The organism is Pseudomonas yamanorum (genome assembly GCF_900105735.1).
Taxonomy (GTDB): domain Bacteria; phylum Pseudomonadota; class Gammaproteobacteria; order Pseudomonadales; family Pseudomonadaceae; genus Aquipseudomonas; species Aquipseudomonas yamanorum.
This window is the reverse complement of the sequence record NZ_LT629793.1, coordinates 5,110,218-5,127,284: the sequence shown is the minus strand read 5'-3', so window position 1 is coordinate 5,127,284 and position 17,067 is coordinate 5,110,218. Positions and strand designations below refer to the sequence as shown.

The following is a 17,067-nucleotide window of genomic DNA, read 5'->3' as shown; positions in this document are numbered from 1 at the left end:
AGCACTTTGCCTCATGTTTGGGCGTGGGGTTACACATTTACCGGGTTCGGTAACATTCAGAAACTTCCTACGAGCAACACCGATATTTATTGGCCTCGTGTAAGTCGCCCCACCGGATGACCAGCCTTGGAATGCAATCTAAATGTGGGAGCGGGCTTGCTCGCGAAGGCGGCGTGTCAGCCAGCACACCACTAACTGATACACCGCCTTCGCGAGCAAGCCCGCTCCCACAGGGGTTATAGGTCGTCTGTCCGATCGCACAAAAAAGCCCCATCCGGCCTACGCCGGATGGGGCTTTGTCCCACAAACCCGCCTTACGCGACGTTCATGGTCTTGTGCGTTTCGATCAGATGCGCCACCACACTTGGGTCCGCCAGGGTGGAGATATCCCCCAACCCGTCGTATTCAGCGGTGGCAATCTTGCGCAGGATCCGGCGCATGATTTTCCCCGAACGGGTCTTCGGCAAGCCCGGCGCCCACTGGATCACATCCGGTGAAGCAATCGGCCCGATCTCTTTACGCACCCAGTTTTTCAGCTCCAGGCGCAGCGCTTCATTCGGCTCTTCGCCGTTTTTCAGCGTGACATACACGTAGATGCCCTGGCCCTTGATGTCGTGGGGCACACCCACCACTGCCGCTTCCGCGACTTTCGGGTGGGCGACCATGGCGCTTTCAATCTCGGCGGTGCCCATACGGTGGCCGGACACGTTCAACACGTCGTCCACCCGACCGGTGATCCAGTAGTAGCCATCCTCGTCACGACGCGCACCGTCGCCGGTGAAGTACATGCCACGGAAGGTCTTGAAGTAGGTGTCCACAAACCGGTCATGGTCGCCATACAGGGTACGTGCCTGGCCCGGCCACGAATCCAGAATCACCAGGTTTCCCTCGGCCACACCTTCAATCAGGTTGCCCAGGTTATCCACCAGCGCCGGTACCACACCAAAGAACGGGCGTGCCGCCGAACCTGGCTTGAGCGCATGGGCGCCCGGCAGCGGGCTCATCATGTTGCCGCCGGTCTCGGTCTGCCACCAGGTGTCCACGATCGGGCAACGGGATTGGCCGACGTTCTTGTAGTACCAGTCCCACGCTTCCGGGTTAATCGGCTCACCCACCGAACCCAGCAGGCGCAAGCTGCTGCCATCGGCGCTTTCGCAGGCAGCGGTGCCGGAAGCCATCATGGCGCGGATCGCGGTCGGTGCGGTGTAGAGGATGTTGACCTTATGCTTGTCGACGATCTTCGCCACCCGGGTAATGTCCGGATAGTTCGGCACGCCTTCGAACATCAGCGTGGTCGCGCCGTTGGCCAGCGGGCCGTAGACGATATAGGTGTGACCGGTGACCCAGCCGACGTCAGCGGTGCACCAGTAGATTTCGCCCGGGCGGTAGTCGAACACGCGCTCGTGGGTCAGGGCTGCGTACAACAGGTAGCCGCCGGTGGTGTGCTGCACGCCCTTCGGCTTGCCGGTGGAGCCGGAGGTGTAAAGGATGAACAGTGCTTCTTCGGCGCCCATCTCTTTCGGCGCACACACGGTGCCCGCCACTTTCATCAGGTCTTCGTACCAGATGTCGCGATGCTGGTTCCACTTGATGTTGCCGCCGGTGCGCTTGCACACGATGACTTTCTGGATGCTGCTGGTTTCCGGGTTGGTCAGGGCGTCGTCGACGTTGGCCTTCAGGGAAATTTTCTTGCCGGCACGAATGCCTTCGTCGGCGGTGATCACCACCTTGGATTTGCAGTCGATGATCCGACCGGCCAGGGCCTCTGGCGAGAACCCGCCAAACACCACCGAGTGAATCGCACCGATCCGGGCACAGGCCAGCATGGCGACCGCAGCTTCGGGAATCATCGGCATATAGATAGTCACCACGTCGCCGCGGTGCACATCCTGGCCGCGCAGGGCGTTGGCGAACTTGCAGACTTCTTCATGCAGCTCGCGGTAGGTGATGGTGCGGCTTTCGGCAGGGTCGTCGCCCTCCCAGATGATTGCCGGCTGGTCGCCACGCTCAGCGAGATGGCGGTCCAGGCAGTTGTAGGAAACGTTGAGGGTGCCGTCGGCAAACCACTTGATGTCGACATGGTGATCGTCGAAGGAGGTCTGCTTCACCGTGGTGAAAGGCTTGATCCAGTCAAGGCGCTTGGCTTGCTCGCGCCAGAAACCGTCGGGGTTGACCACCGACTGCTGGTACATGGCCTTGTAGGTCGCCTCGTCGGTCAGCGTGTTGGCTGCTACTTCGGGGCGAACGGGGTACAGAGAAGCCGCACTCATCTTTCTTACCTCGGTGACATAGTTGTTGTTGTATGGCCCTGTTGTAGCCGGGCCGGCCCTATAGAACCATTCGACGATGGTAGTAACAAGCCCCTACAAATTGCCCACCTATCCCCTGGCAGCGCTCTGGCCCGTGGCCTGTGGCGCTTTGCAGGTTTCTGAAAAAACCTTCATCTCGGGATTGTTACAAAAACCACCAATAGTGTTTATCAAAAGCACGGGTATATGAATATAACTCGGACGCCTAAAATCAACCTCGCCATCAAGGCACTGTGATTAACAACGTAACAGCCCCCACGAAGGCAACGTTAATCCGAACTTCCCAATCAAGTTACACACGCGGCCTCACAAGGGCCCCGTGACCCCTTTCGACCGCCAAAAGGTAAATAGTCAAATGAAAGCGTTATTAGTTATGGCCCTTAGCAGCTTGTGCGCCACCGCCGCCCTGGCCGACGAAGCCCCGACTGACGTAGCCAGCCAGAGCACCCCGATTGTTGAGGATTACACTTACAGCACCCATCTGGACGTCGCCAAAGTAGTGTCCATGAGTGAAGTCCCGGATGTATGCAAAGTTGTACCGGTAAAAATGGAATATGAAGATTCACAAGGTCAGCGTCATATTCTTCAATATCAGGTCATGGGTAACGGTTGCTCTAACGGATAATAACTTCGTTAGTTTGAACTGAACCTGATCTTATTCGCCGCAAGAAATCGTTCTTGCGGCAAAGAGCCCTCCCCCTCGAATCGAATGCTACGATTGTGGCGCCGCCACCTCACCTGCAAGGCAGGATGCATTCATGCGAGCCAGTTTCGAAAAAATCCCTACCGAAGCGAACACCTCCTGGACCCTGCTGAACAGGCGTCTACCGGAGGCGATTCCGTTTGAATGGCATCACCATCCCGAATACGAACTGACCCTCACCCTCAACAGCCGCGGGCACCGCTATATCAGCAACGATGTGGCGCTCTACGATGATGGCGACCTGGTGCTGGTGGGGCCGAACGTGCCCCATAGCTGGTCTTCCGCCGAGCTGATCGACCCCGCCAAACCGCACATTGCCTTGGTCATCTGGTTTTCCGAGGCCTGGGCGGATTCGCTGGTGCAGCTGTTTCCGGAGATGGGATCGACGCGCGCGCTATTGGCTGCTGCGCGACAGGCGCTGAGTTTCAGTGACGCTACGTCCCAGGCGCTGCGCCCGGTGATCGAAGCCATGGTCGAGCAAGACGCTTCCCAGCGCTTGATCTCGTTGCTCACCGTACTCAACACATTGTCCCGGGATATCGCCGCGCAGCGCATCGCGACGGAAAACGCCGCCCCTCATATCGTTGAAGACGCTCGCATCCGCCGCGTTCTGGACTACCTGCACGGCCACTATGCGCAACCTGTCGGCATTCCCGAGCTGGCGCAGATGGCCTGCGTCAGCGTTTCAGCCTTCCATCGCATGTTCCGCAAACACACACGCTGCACGGCGCTGGACTACATCGTCCGGCTACGCATCGGACATGCCTGCGCTTTATTGATGCAGGGAAATCTGGCGGTCAGCGCGATTTCCGAACAGGTCGGCTATGCCTCCCAGGCGTTGTTCAATCGGCAGTTCAAGGGGCACAAGGGCATGACGCCGTCACAGTTTCGGCTTCAGCACGGGCATCACTTCCAATAAGCCGATTCTTCTATACGCTTCGCAACAAACGCCACAATCGTACTGCTCAACGCTCCAAATCATGCTGCCGCCCAAGCGGGCCGGGGTGATTCCATACCTGTACGCACAACAACAAGACAGGTCCCCTCATGAGCAACTACCACGCCTTCGAATGCGCCGAGCTGCCGGACGACTACAAGCGCAGCATCGTCGCGATGAAAAAGGCCCTGCGCGCGCAGATCGGCGATGTGCCTGGGCTGTTTGACGAGGTCAGCGAGTTCATCAGGGCTGAAATCGCCTCGATCAAGGCCGAGCAGTGCGCCTGGCCCGAGCTCGACTTTGAAGCCATCGCCAACGGCCAAGTCAGCGAAGCACAACGGGCACTCATCAAGCGCCGGGGCTGCCTGGTGATCCGCAACCACTTCCCCAGGGAACAGGTGCTGGGGTGGGACAAGAGCCTGCTGGACTACCTCGACCACAACCATTTTGACGAGGTGTATCGCGGCCCGGCCGACAATTTCTTCGGTAACCTCGAAGCCTCGCGCCCGGAGATATTCCCGATCTATTGGTCGCAAGCCCAGATGCAACTGCGCCAACACGAACGCATGGGCGCTGCACAGTCGTTCCTGAACCGCCTGTGGACCATCAATTCCCAAGGCCGGCAATGGTTCGACCCGGACATCAATGCGCTGTACCCCGACCGCGTCCGCCGCCGCCCACCCGGCACCACCTCCAAAGGGCTTGGCCCGCACACCGACTCGGGCGCCCTGGAACGCTGGCTGCACCCGGCCTACCTCAAGGTGTTCGACAAGATCTACCGCAACGACTTCAAGTCCTACGACCCCTGGGACGCCGCCCATCGCACCGAAGTCGATGAATACGCTTACAAGGACACGGTGAAATGCTCCGCCTTCCGCACCTTCCAGGGCTGGACCGCACTGTGCGACATGCAGGCCGACCAGGGCGTGCTGCATACCTTGCCGATCCCCAAAGCCATGGCCTACATGCTGCTGCGCCCGCTGCTGGACGACGTCCCCGAAGATGAGTTGTGCGGCGTTGCGCCGGGCAAGGTGCTGCCAGTTTCAGAGAAATGGCACCCGCTGCTGGTCCAGGGCATGACCCCGATTCCGGACGTGCAGGCCGGCGATTCGGTGTGGTAGCACTGCGACGTGATCCACAGCGTCGCCCCCGTCGAAAACCAGCAAGGCTGGGGCAACGTGATGTACGTGCCCGCCGCGCCCATGTGCCCGAAAAACCTGCGGTACGCCAAGGATGTGCTCAGGGCGTTCGAGCAAGGGGCCTCACCGGATGATTTCGCCCGGGAGGACTACGAGAAAGAGTGGAAAGACCGCTTCATGACGCCGCAACTGAACACCCTCGGCCGCAAAGGGCTGGGGCTGGAATAAGCACCGCTCCCCATAACAACAAAAAGGGTTATCCCACATGAAAATCACCCATCGCCTTGCCGTTGCCATCTCCCTAGCCAGCCTTTGCACGTTCGCCGCTCACGCAGCCGACAGCAAAGGCACTGTTGAAGTCGTCCACTACTGGACCTCGGGCGGGGAAGCCAAGTCTGTGCAGGTGCTGCAACAACTGATCGAGAAAGACGGTTTCACCTGGCAAAACAGTGCCGTGGCCGGCGGCGGTGGCGCTGCTGCCATGACCGTCCTCAAGAGCCGCGCAGTCTCCGGCAACCCGCCCTCTGCCGCGCAGATCAAGGCACCGGACATTCAGGAGTGGGGCAAGCTGGGCCTGCTGACCAGCGTCGACAACGTCGCCAAGGCCAATCACTGGGACAGCTTGCTGCCCGAAAGCATTGCGCAACTGATGAAATTCGACGGCCACTACGTCGCCGTGCCGCTCAACATCCACCGCATCAACTGGTTATGGATCAACCCCGAAGTGCTCAAGAAAGCCGGCGTGTCCAAAGCCCCGGCAACCCTGGAAGAACTCTACGCCGCCGGCGACAAACTCAAGGCCGCCGGTTTCATCGCCATCGCCCACGGCGGCCAACCCTGGCAGGACACCACCGTATTTGAAGGCCTGGTGCTCAGCATCCTGGGTGCAGAAGGCTTCCAGAAAGCCTTTATCGACAACGACGAAGCCACCTTCACCGGCCCCAAAATGACCGAAGTCTTTGTCGCGCTGCGCAAGCTGAAGACCTACATGGACCCCAACGGCGCAGGCCAGGACTGGAATATGGAAACCGCCAAAGTCATCAATGGCCAGGCCGGCATGCAAATCATGGGGGACTGGGCCAAAAGTGAGTGGACTGCGGCCGGTAAAAAAACCGGGGCCGATTATGAATGCGTGCCCTTCCCCGGCTCACAAGGCATTTATAGCTACACCATCGACTCACTGGCCATGTTCAAACCGTCCAGTAAAAATGATACGCCGGGCAACAACGCGGCTCGCGACGACTTGGCCAAGATCGCCCTGGAGCCGCAGTTCCAGACGGTGTTCAACCAGAACAAAGGCTCCATCCCGGTGATCAAGGGCCTGGACATGAGCCAGTTCGACAGCTGTGCCCAGGCTTCCGCCAAGGACTTCGCCGAAGCCGAGAAAGCCGGCACGCTGGAGCCGAGCATGGCCTTCAACATGTCCACGTCCCAGGCGGTGCAAGGGGCGGTGTTTGATGTGGTCAGCAACTTCATGAGCAATAAAGACGCGGACCCCGCCAAGGCTGGCAAGCAGATGTTTGCCAGCATCAAAGCCGCAGCCCAGTAACCCCCCGCAACCCGTTCTTGCGCCAAACGGCGCAAGAACTTCCAGACCGAATCTGCCCCAGTTCGGCGCGCTGAAACAAACGCCTACCGCCCGTCAAAAAAATCCAAGCCAGGCAAAGCCTTGTAAACCCGGACCTTGGCTGCAAACACCACCATTTTGGCCGCTCACCGAGACCATCCGCCGCAACACAAAGTCGAATTTTTCCCTATAATGCGCGGGTAAATCGGGCCTGCAATATCCCTTTACACTGGGATGAAGAGCCAGACCTGAGGCCCCCGCTGGAGCCAGCAAGCATTGCTCCGCCCCTCAAGCCTCAAGCAGAACACCCGTAACCCTGATTCCGTTTAATGCGTGCGTTAGCTGCAACAAACGATTCCTTAAGATCCACCGCGGCCTTTGGGCCGTGTGAACACCCAACCATCCGGTTTCACACGGGCACCTTAGAGCCCTCACGCAGGAGACGACACGTCATGCTGAGCTGGGACGAATTCGACAAAGAAGAAGACGGCGAAGTAGTTGCCAAAGGCGCCAACGCCGGCCACGCCACCGAAGCCAACATGGACCGCCTCGACGGTGCCGGCGCTGCTGCCGCCATCGAAGCCCGCGCCGTCACCGCCGCTGACTCCGCCGCCATCGTGCGCGCCAAGGCCGCCCTAGACAAACTCGACGTCGCCGAAGGCCTCGCCGAGCTCGAAGGCTCCGCCGCCCGCGTCGCCGTTGACGAAAAGCGCATGATCAACTGCCGCGCCGACCTCAACCAACTCGTGCCGTTCAAGTACGACTGGGCCTGGCAGAAATACCTCGACGGCTGCGCCAACCACTGGATGCCGCAAGAGGTCAACATGACCGCCGACATCGCCCTGTGGAAAAACCCTGAAGGCCTGACCGACGACGAACGCCGCATCGTGATGCGCAACCTCGGCTTCTTCTCCACTGCTGACTCCCTGGTTGCCAACAACCTGGTACTGGCTGTTTACCGCCTGATCACCAACCCGGAGTGCCGCCAGTACATCCTGCGCCAGGCCTTCGAAGAAGCGATCCACACCCACGCCTATCAGTACTGCATCGAATCGCTGGCCATGGATGAAGGCGAGATCTTCAACATGTACCACGAGATTCCATCGGTCGCGAAGAAAGCGGCTTGGGGCTTGAAGTACACCCGTTCGATCTCCGATCCGAAGTTCGAAACCGGTACCGTTGAGACCGACAAAGAATTGCTGCGCAACCTGGTGGCGTACTACTGCGTCCTGGAAGGCATCTTCTTCTACTGCGGCTTCACCCAGATCCTGTCCATGGGCCGTCGCAACAAAATGACCGGCGTGGCGGAACAGTTCCAGTACATCCTGCGGGATGAGTCGATGCACCTGAACTTCGGTATCGATGTGATCAACCAGATCAAAATCGAAAACCCGCACTTGTGGGATGCCGAGATGAAGGAAGAAGCGACCCAGATGATCCTGCAAGGGACTCAGCTGGAGATTGAATACGCTCGCGACACCATGCCGCGTGGGGTGTTGGGGATGAATGCGGCGATGATGGAGGACTACCTCAAGTTCATCGCTAACCGTCGTCTGTCGCAGATTGGGTTGAAGGAAGAGTATCCAGGGACGACCAACCCGTTCCCGTGGATGAGCGAGATCATGGACTTGAAGAAAGAGAAGAATTTCTTTGAGACTCGGGTTATTGAGTATCAGACTGGTGGGGCGTTGAGCTGGGATTGATAGTTAGAAGCAGGAGGATGACATAGTCCTCCTGCTTCCATTACCCAAATACCTAGGCTCCTTTAGTCCTCTTCAAATGCAAGCGCTTCCTCCTCCTCATTGCTACCATCGCTTTTTATCTTTGATTTCAGCCACGCCTCATGTTGTTTTAGTGCACTGAGTTTTTCAACCGATAACGAAACTCCAGAGGACGCGTGGGCCACAGCGTTGCGCATCTCGTTCACCTCGACTAGCCATTTAGTCTGTTTATCTTTGTTATCATTCTTCTTCCCCTGCCCTAACAAAGATTGAAATATGCTCCAGTTATTTAAGGCAATAACTCTATAATCCAACAGATCAAAATACGCTTCTTTCAAACCGCGCTTATTATCGTCATTTTCGCTCCGGGTACTTATAGCAATTCTCATTGCCTTAGGAACACCCTCCCCCCACCATTCTTCGCCAAACTCCTGAAACAGCTCTTGTACAACTAGATTCTTTATTAAAATTTCAATCCTATCAATTACGAGTTTTGCATGTAAGTTAGTTTGCTCTTTTTCACGACTTAAATAATCTTCAAGCCCGGGAGGACTGAACTCAGGAAAGACATTCTTTAATGCTTGCTGCCCTCTCCTGTTTCTTGCAGACTGACCTTGCATTCCCCTTAAGTCCCGATAAAGCTTGCGCTCCTCTGCATTTAAAGAGGCGAAATAGTGCCCTAAAGCCTCTGCATACGGTTTTATAAGACTATTAACTTCCGACACATCAAGTTTTGATAGTTTTCTACCAGACAATTCAATATGATTTAATACACTTTTCAACAGCATTAGACAGGCCGTAACACTATCATTCATGGCAAGCCCCCCTCCATCGGCAGACCCCAAGTCCCACCATTCTGAAGAGTTCTGCCTAATAGCTCCAAACCAAACCTTTATAATGGAGACCGATCGAGAAAGAGTTTTTTCATTAGTGCCAGCCCAGAATGGCCCCGGATCGACAACGAAGTTCTTTTCTTCTTTATAGATATAAAAACTTTGCTTATCTATCGCACGATACAGACTAGCTAACGAAATACAACGGCTAGAGTCTTTCGTAGAGTCTGCTGATTGAATTCGGCCTAAAAAAGGAGAATCTTTATCAGCTCCAAGTGTCTGAATCGCCTTTGAAATGACAGCCTGAACTCGCGTACTAGGAGATTCAGCATCCCAATGGAGCTCTGCAAAAAGCTCCTGTAGCAAGGATGGCTTTACACTTTTCTGCTTAGCATTAATATCTACAAAGAGCTTAGCCTGAGAACTGGGCGATATACCTTCAAATGCCAAAACAGATAAATGTCCAGTTTTTGCATATTCATGTCCTGAATATGCATACAATCTATGCTGACCATCGATAATCCAAGCAGACTTATAGGCAGGACGTAAACTGAGCCAACCTAAAACTCCGCTCGCTTCACTCTCCTCCTTACCAGTTTCCTGCTTGATTTTTTCAAAATTTGCATATTTTTTATCAATGTTTACAACGATATTGGTGGGAAAAACCCCTTGCTCCGAAATATATTCGCGTATTTTTCCAAGTCTGCCTTTAGCCAGCATACGTTGATATGTGTGCACATCTGACGCCTTCCCCTTCGACCGATGCGAGACGTAAGAAATTTTAAGTAGATACTCTGGTGAAATCGGGAATGTATAGCAGACCTGCTTGCCCATCTTGGTCTTAACTGCTGGTACGCGAATCGTCAAGCCCGGTATCGATTTCCCCGGTAACATGTCAGCAAAAAACTGATACTTTGCAGCCGGGCCTATATGACTGACAAGCTTCTCATAATAGTCCAAATCTTGCTCATCAAAGAGTGAGATATTTAGCGTTTTTGCTTTCTCCTTATCTTCATCAGAAACAAGAACATTATTTAGAAACAAAGCAAGGACTGTATTTCTTTTTTGTTCTACAGGCCACCGCTTACTTACTGCCTTTATGAGGCGCTCTCTGCTGGCTACCATCTCTTGCATTATCTCGTGCAAAAGCGAACATTTAGAGTATGAATCTAAGGAAATCACATTAATAAATAATGATATCTCCTGATCAATTGCACAAACTACCCCATGGGGATTTAACGTAGAAATCTCATCATCAACAATTGAACTTACCTGATGCCCCGTAATATAAAGCATATCCATTTTATATAGCAGCGACCAAACTTTATCTCTGAAACGCTCATCATGGGCTTTGGCTCGCCGAATCTGCACTGAAGTTTTGCTCTTCCTCTGAATCAACCACCCCTCATCTAAAGCAGCTTCCAGCGCTTTAGATGGGATGCTTTTCTGGGAAAAGTCCTTCCCTCTAGCTCGGGCTAAAGTTCGTAATTCATCTACCGCCACGATATTATCTATCAAGAGAAATCCCCCCCAAGAAAATACAAACATTCCGTTATTTGTCGCCTGAACGCGCTAGATGCAGCAATTACAGAAAACCGCTCAATCATCATTTTATTAAAGTCGCCATACAAGGCATCGACCGAAACATGATCGGCGTTACTTACAGCAACAAAGCACCCTCGCGCCGCCAGGGTCCTTGCATGTTCGGCAAGACGAACTTGATCCGCCCAAGAAAATATATTTTCGTTATATTTAACAAAACCGTTATTAGCGTGAGCCACAGTATAAGGCGGATCAAAATATACTAAATCACCCGACCTTGCTGATTCTGTCGCCAGTTCAAAATCAGCGACACTCAAGCTTACTCCTTTGAGGGCTTCACTCGTCTCCAACAGCTTCGTCAAATCGAAAGCACTAAGGTGATGTTTTTTTCCATACGGGACGTTAAAATCCCCATTTAAATTCACTCTATATATGCCATTAAAAGACAACCTTGTCAGATATAGCAATCGAGCAGATTTTTTAATTATATCGGACGGCCTGCTTGCTCTAACCTCATAATAAAAACCTTCAGAATTCTCATAATTCTCAAGTTCACTAATCAGCTCACCGGGCCTATCCCGAACCATTGCATAGGCATTAATAAGGTCGGAGTTGATATCTGAGAGCGCTGCATTTTCGGGAGCTATCGCAAAAAAAATAGCCCCGCCTCCAAAAAACGGTTCGTAATACCTATTAAAATTTTCCGGAAATTTGCTCGTTATCTTTGAAACTAACGCGCGTTTACCACCGGGCCACCTTATCAGAGGAGTTGAAGCTCCTTTGGTGGGTAAAATTCTAACTTCCTTAATCTCTATATCAGGCAATTCCCTTACCACGCTGAGTTAACTATTGAATTTAATATCCTTTAAAACTCAAAAGCTGAATTCATATGCTCCTACAAAAGCATGCAAACCCTCCACTTCGGCTTTCTAAAGCCCTTTTTTGAAATTTCGACTGGCACCAACGAAATTTCCTACATACGTCTTTTGCACTCTATCAAAAGACTTCGATCATTGCAGCGGCGTTATGCCATTACCACGACGTATGGCACGGGGACTTGACCGGCTGATATCTAAAACATAGGCTCTCCCCCGAGCCTAAGAAACTCGATGAACCAGAGCGGTCCTCCGCACCCGACAGCCATGCGGCTTTTTTTCGCCAGCGGTTTCTCTACGCCTGTGAAAAAATCCCCGTTATGTCGGGAGTGGGCGAATACAAGACCCGAAAGGGGAATATGTCCGGCCCGTCTCTGGTGGGTTTCTTAGCTCCCGACACCCATAACGCATGCCCTAAGAAAGCAACCAGAGGTAACGGAAATGCCTGGATACCTTGCGCCTCCTGCAAAGATCATTCACACCTGCGCCATTTCGCTAACACGCTCCGACTCGGAGGTGTGTAATGCCTGATCCCTTTCTACCTACCGTCTTTACCCGTCATAACCTCCCTCTGCACAGCCTCCTCCTGGAAAACCAACCCTGGTTCTGCGCCCGAGACCTTGGGCGTTTGATGGGGTGGTATTTGGATGAGCGAACGACTCGCAAGCTTGATGAAGATCAACGAAAAATCATAAAACTACTGTTCCACGGTCAACCGGAAGAAATGCTGATGATCAGCGAGTCCGGTGTTTACGCATTGCTGGTCTATCACTACACACCCGGGAATCGACTACTACGTAGCTGGCTCACTCACGAAGTGGTTCCAACCTTGCGGGACGAGCGTCAGTCCCTATCGGTGGAGCGGCCACTATTGAGCATGTTGGATTGGCCAGAGATGTCGTTGAACCTGCTGCATTGGCAGGATGAAGGTTGGATACGGCTTCGGGATATGCCGTATTTGTTAGTGAATCGAACCTATCGGAGAGAGGCAGCGAAAACTCCGTGGTGGCGAAAGCTCACTCAACCTTTCCGGATGAACCAGCGACTTTACTAATGTAGGTGACCGCCAAATCCCACAGATACGTAGGAAATTTCGTAGACGCAATAATGGCTACTCAGTATCGTCCGAGGGTTTTCTACCCTCGGCGGCTGTATGGATATTACGAAAGACAAAACGGACTGGAATGACTCGGAGTTGGCTGCGGCGGTCGAGGCCTATTTGAAGATGTTGGCGTGGGAAAAAAACGGCCAGCCTTTCAACAAAGCACTCGAAAACCGTATGCTGCGTGAAGGCCCGGTGGCAGGGCGCGCTAAGGGCTCCATCGAATTCCGTATGCAAAATATCTCTACTGTTCTCGTGCGTATGGGCTGGGACCGTATCGAGGGCTATAAACCTGCGAAGAACGTGGGCTCAGGCGTAGAGCAACGCATCCGCCAAGCGCTTGCATCGCACGGTGTATTCGAATCCGAAGACGCCGCCCAAACGGCAGACGAGCAAACGCTTATCCGCCGCGCATCCAAACTGCAGCAGCAACCTTTCCATAAGTTACCGGATGGCATTGCCCAACCGCAGAAAGTGTCAACCGTCAGCACCGCCTTCGTTCGCGACCCGAAGGTGCGCGCCTGGGTACTGAAAGAAGCCAATGGCATCTGCGAAGGCTGCGGCTCAAACGCTCCCTTCGAGGTGGATGGCATGCCATTTCTTGAAGTACATCACGTCAAGCACCTCGCCCAGAAGGGTTCGGATCGCATCACCAATGCTGTAGCCTTGTGCCCCAATTGCCATCAGCGGTGTCACCGATCAAGTGACCGCGGTGACTTCACCAAAGGGCTTTACTCGAAAATCGAAAGATTGAAAGAAGAGTAAACTTCTGTGGTCACAACTGATGTATTACCAAAATTACGAGATAGGACCGAGACCCGCCCGTGAACCCAGACATGCTCGAATCCGGCCCCTTGGATGCCAAAGTACTCTCCGTCTTTGACTTCGACGGCACCCTGACCCACCACGACAGCTTCGTGCCGTTCCTGAAGTTCGCCTTTGGTAAAGGCGAGTTCATGCGCAGGATGGTGAAGCTGGCGGTGCCTGGCGCGCAGTTTGTGTTGCGGGTCATTAGCCGTGATGAGCTCAAGGCGCAGTTGATCCGCACCTTTATGACCGGCGTGGACAAGGCTTGGGTTCAGCAGAAGGCTGAAGCGTATTGCCAGGCGTATTGGAACAAGTTGATGCGGCCAACAGGGCTGCAATCGGTGGCCGATGAGGTGAAGTCCGGGGCGGTGGTGACGCTGTGTTCGGCGTCGCCGGCGTTGGTGTTGCAGCCGTTTGCGGATCGGCTTGGGATCCGGTTGATCGGTACTGAGCTTGAGGTGGTGGACGGGGTGTTGACGGGCAAGCTCACGGGGAATAATTGCCGGTGTGAGAATAAGGTGCTTCGGCTTGAGGCGGTTTATGGGGATCTGGGGGAGTATCGGCTCAGGGCCTGGGGGGATACGCGCGGGGATCGGGAGTTGTTGGCGGCGGCGCAGGATGCGCATTTTCGGCATTTTCATGCGAAGAAGAAGCGCAAACAACTGCGGTGATCGCGCACTAGCATGGGGTGCTAGGGGTCGAGTGCAGGGGTGATGCTGAGGGTTCGGTAGGACAGGGAAACCGAGTCGATGCCATCGCAGCCTCGCTAAAGCTCGACAGCTCCCACAGGGGATCTCTGTAGGTTCTAAGGGTGGTGTGAGTTCGTTAGATTGGCGCTTTGAGATCCACGCCGAGTGCCGTTGCGAAGGCTTTGACCAGCGGGCTTCGTGGGGCGTTGTGGCGCAGGATGAGGTTGAACGGTGTGCTCAGGTGGATCTGCTCCGGGCATAACACGCACAGGCGCCCTTCCCTCACCAGCGGCGCGGCGTAGTGTTCGGGGAGGAAGCCCAGGAAGCGGCCGGTGAGGATGAGGATGGCCACGGCTTCTACCTGGGAGGCTGAGGCGGACTGGCTGTCGTAGCTGACGAAGTTGGCCTTGTCGCTGTGGATCGCGTAACGATGGTTGACCACTTCGTGCTGGCGCAACACATCTGCGTTGATGTCACTCGCTTCAAACAGCGGATGTCCGACGGCGCAGTACGCGTGGGACTTTTCTTCGTACAGCGGGAAATAATCGAATTCTTCCCGCCGCTGGTACACCGGGACGATGCCGACAATCAGCCGCCCTTCCACCACCCCACGTTCAACTTCGTCCAGTTGGGAGGCATGCAGGCGTAATCTTATTTTTGGCGATTCTGTATGTAATTTCCCCAGCGCTTTAATCAGCGGCGAATTAACGTCAGAGACGGTGTTATCAATAACGCCCACACTAAGGTCGCCGATCAGTTCGTTCTGTGCCGAACTAAGCTTGTCTCTGAAACTGTCTACCGAGGCAAATAATTCAATGGACGCTTGATAGACTAATTTTCCTTCTTCGGTCAGGCCAAACCCTTCCCGCCCTCGCGTACACAGGCGCATGCCGATGCGAATTTCGAGGTCGGAAATCTGCTTGCTGATTGCCGCCAGGCCCACATTCAGCTCATTCTGCGCCGCGCTGAAGCCGCCCGCTTCGACCACAGCCTTGAACACCCGCAGCAATTTGAAGTCCAGGCCGCTGAGTTGCAGCGGAGGTCTTGTGCCGGGTTTTGGCGGTATGTTTCCAGAATTGGAAAGTGGGGTTTCCATAATACGTGTTGACCTCAAGTGCCATCTTCAACAGGCTTTGACCTACTCCATGAACATCGCCGGGCGGCAATAATGAACATACTTAACCGCCCTTGGCAACCTTGAATATAGCGGGTTGAACAGCTTTTACCGGCTGCTTTAACGCCCATAAAAACCTGACACTTCGATCAGGACTTTTCGTTTTGCTACTGCCCTCCGAATCCATAAGGCCAAGCCACGTCCACCGGGCTTGTCACTTCTAAAAACAAGCGTGAGGAACACCATGTCTCAGCCCACCGATCGCCTCTGGGGTGCTCGTTTCAAGTCCGGCCCGTCCGCTGCTTTGGCGGCGCTGTCCCGTTGCCCCGAGCGCTATTTTCGCCTGACGCCCTACGACCTGGCCGGCTCCCGGGCCCATGCCCGTGAGTTGCAGCGCGCCGGGTTGCTGGATGAGTCGGAAACCTTGCGCACCCTGGAAGCGCTGGACCGCATCGGTGAGGACTTTGCCGCCGACCGCCTGCACCCGACGCTGGATGACGAGGATGTGCACACCTTCATCGAGCGGGTGTTGACCGAGCGCTTGGGCGCCCTGGGCGGCAAGTTGCGCGCCGGGCGTTCGCGTAATGACCAGACGGCCAACGATTTGCGCCTGTTCCTGCGGGATCACGCGCGCACCATCACCACCGAGGTGTTGGGGTTGCAGCAGGCGCTGGTGGACCAGGCCGAGCAGCATATCGAGAGCATCTGCCCGGGTTTCACCCACTTGCAGCAGGCGCAGCCGATTGTGTTCGCCCATCACTTGCTGGCGCATGCGCAATCGATGCTGCGGGATGTGCAGCGCCTGGTGGATTGGGACGCGCGTACGGCGTTGTCGCCGTTGGGTGCTGCGGCGATGGCGGGCTCGGCGATTGCGCGCCAGCCGGAGCATTCGGCCAAGGAGATGGGTTACACCGGGCCGTGCGAAAACTCTATCGACGCTGTAGCCAGTCGTGACCACGTGGCGGAGTTTCTGTTTGTGGCGGGCATGCTCGGGGTGAATATTTCGCGGCTGTCGGAGGAGTTTTGCCTGTGGTCGTCGCGGCAGTTTCGCTGGGTGCAGTTGGACGATGCCTACGCCACCGGTAGCTCGATCATGCCGCAGAAGAAGAACCCGGACATTGCCGAACTGGCGCGGGGTAAAGCCGGGCGCTTGATTGGCAACCTGACCGGGTTGATGTCCACGCTCAAGTCGTTGCCGCTGTCGTACAACCGCGATTTGAGTGAAGACAAGCACAGTGTGTTGGACAGCGTGGATACCTTGCTGCTGGTGCTGCCGGCGATGGCCGGGATGGTCGCGACGATGAAGGTGCAGGTGGAAGAGCTGCGGCGTCAGGCGCCGATGGGTTTCACCCTGGCGACGGAGGTGGCGGATTGGTTGGCCACTCGCGGCGTGCCGTTCAAGGAGGCCCACGAGATTACCGGCGCCTTGGTGCAGGCCTGTGAGAAGCATGAGATTGAATTGTGGGAAGCCTCGCCGGCGTTGTTGGCGGAGGTGGATACGCGGCTGACGCCGGAAGTACGTGAGTGCCTGACCCTGGAAGCGGCGATTGCGGCGCGCAGTGGTTGGGGTGGTACGGCGCCGGAGCGGGTCAGGGAGCAGATTGGGCGGTTGAAGGTGGCGTTGGCTGCGCAACAGAAGTGGGCAGAAAACTACACCGGCTTTCGAATTTAAAGATCGTTCCCACGCTCTGCGTGGGAATGCCTCCTGTGACGCTCCGCGTCACGCTTT

Annotated in this window: 12 protein-coding genes and 1 pseudogene; 9 read left to right on the top strand and 4 right to left on the bottom strand. The window is 55.2% G+C overall.

What is annotated here, in order from left to right:
- Nucleotides 1–314 precede the first annotated feature (314 nt).
- Nucleotides 315–2,270, bottom strand: coding sequence for an acetate--CoA ligase (gene acs / locus BLU46_RS24100; protein ID WP_093207097.1), 1,956 nt, complete (start codon nucleotides 2,268–2,270; stop codon nucleotides 315–317).
- A gap of 394 nt (nucleotides 2,271–2,664) precedes the next feature.
- On the opposite strand from acs, the gene BLU46_RS24095 reads away from it, so the two are divergent.
- The 5 genes and pseudogenes from BLU46_RS24095 (at nucleotide 2,665) to BLU46_RS24075 (ending at nucleotide 8,358) form a co-directional block, all read left to right on the top strand.
- On the top strand, nucleotides 2,665–2,934 hold the full coding sequence (locus tag BLU46_RS24095) for a DUF2790 domain-containing protein (RefSeq protein WP_008435250.1): 270 nt from the start codon (nucleotides 2,665–2,667) through the stop codon (nucleotides 2,932–2,934).
- Nucleotides 2,935–3,067: 133 nt separating this feature from the next.
- Nucleotides 3,068–3,931 (top strand): helix-turn-helix domain-containing protein, encoded by an 864-nt coding sequence (locus tag BLU46_RS24090; protein ID WP_063027846.1) that lies wholly within the window; start codon nucleotides 3,068–3,070, stop codon nucleotides 3,929–3,931.
- Nucleotides 3,932–4,059: 128 nt separating this feature from the next.
- Nucleotides 4,060–5,316: pseudogene (locus BLU46_RS24085) on the top strand (DUF1479 domain-containing protein).
- 37 nt (nucleotides 5,317–5,353) lie between these two features.
- Entirely contained in the window at nucleotides 5,354–6,637 is a 1,284-nt protein-coding gene (locus BLU46_RS24080; protein ID WP_093207093.1) for an ABC transporter substrate-binding protein, read from the top strand.
- Between the two features lie 470 nt (nucleotides 6,638–7,107).
- Nucleotides 7,108–8,358 (top strand): ribonucleotide-diphosphate reductase subunit beta, encoded by a 1,251-nt coding sequence (locus BLU46_RS24075; RefSeq protein WP_023659243.1) that lies wholly within the window; start codon nucleotides 7,108–7,110, stop codon nucleotides 8,356–8,358.
- 62 nt (nucleotides 8,359–8,420) lie between these two features.
- Here BLU46_RS24075 and BLU46_RS24070 read toward each other — a convergent pair whose 3' ends face one another.
- Complete coding sequence (locus BLU46_RS24070) at nucleotides 8,421–10,757, bottom strand: DGQHR domain-containing protein (RefSeq protein WP_197680869.1); 2,337 nt, start codon at nucleotides 10,755–10,757, stop codon at nucleotides 8,421–8,423.
- Nucleotides 10,724–11,575, bottom strand: coding sequence for a DNA adenine methylase (locus tag BLU46_RS24065; protein ID WP_197680868.1), 852 nt, complete (start codon nucleotides 11,573–11,575; stop codon nucleotides 10,724–10,726). The genes BLU46_RS24070 and BLU46_RS24065 overlap by 34 nt, the downstream gene beginning before the upstream one ends.
- Nucleotides 11,576–12,149: 574 nt before the next feature.
- Here BLU46_RS24065 and BLU46_RS24060 point away from each other — a divergent pair.
- The 3 genes from BLU46_RS24060 (at nucleotide 12,150) to BLU46_RS24050 (ending at nucleotide 14,206) form a co-directional block, all read left to right on the top strand.
- Complete coding sequence (locus BLU46_RS24060; RefSeq protein WP_093207085.1) at nucleotides 12,150–12,680, top strand: BRO-N domain-containing protein; 531 nt, start codon at nucleotides 12,150–12,152, stop codon at nucleotides 12,678–12,680.
- Between the two features lie 99 nt (nucleotides 12,681–12,779).
- On the top strand, nucleotides 12,780–13,493 hold the full coding sequence (locus BLU46_RS24055; protein WP_093207081.1) for an HNH endonuclease: 714 nt from the start codon (nucleotides 12,780–12,782) through the stop codon (nucleotides 13,491–13,493).
- 71 nt (nucleotides 13,494–13,564) lie between these two features.
- Nucleotides 13,565–14,206: an HAD-IB family hydrolase gene (locus tag BLU46_RS24050; protein WP_093207077.1), complete on the top strand. Its 642-nt coding sequence runs from the start codon at nucleotides 13,565–13,567 to the stop codon at nucleotides 14,204–14,206.
- A 154-nt stretch (nucleotides 14,207–14,360) separates the two neighbouring features.
- Here BLU46_RS24050 and BLU46_RS24045 read toward each other — a convergent pair whose 3' ends face one another.
- Complete coding sequence (locus BLU46_RS24045) at nucleotides 14,361–15,320, bottom strand: LysR family transcriptional regulator (protein WP_093207072.1); 960 nt, start codon at nucleotides 15,318–15,320, stop codon at nucleotides 14,361–14,363.
- A gap of 262 nt (nucleotides 15,321–15,582) precedes the next feature.
- Here BLU46_RS24045 and argH point away from each other — a divergent pair, with 262 nt between their 5' ends.
- Nucleotides 15,583–17,010: an argininosuccinate lyase gene (gene argH, locus BLU46_RS24040; RefSeq protein WP_093207068.1), complete on the top strand. Its 1,428-nt coding sequence runs from the start codon at nucleotides 15,583–15,585 to the stop codon at nucleotides 17,008–17,010.
- Nucleotides 17,011–17,067: the final 57 nt, after the last annotated feature.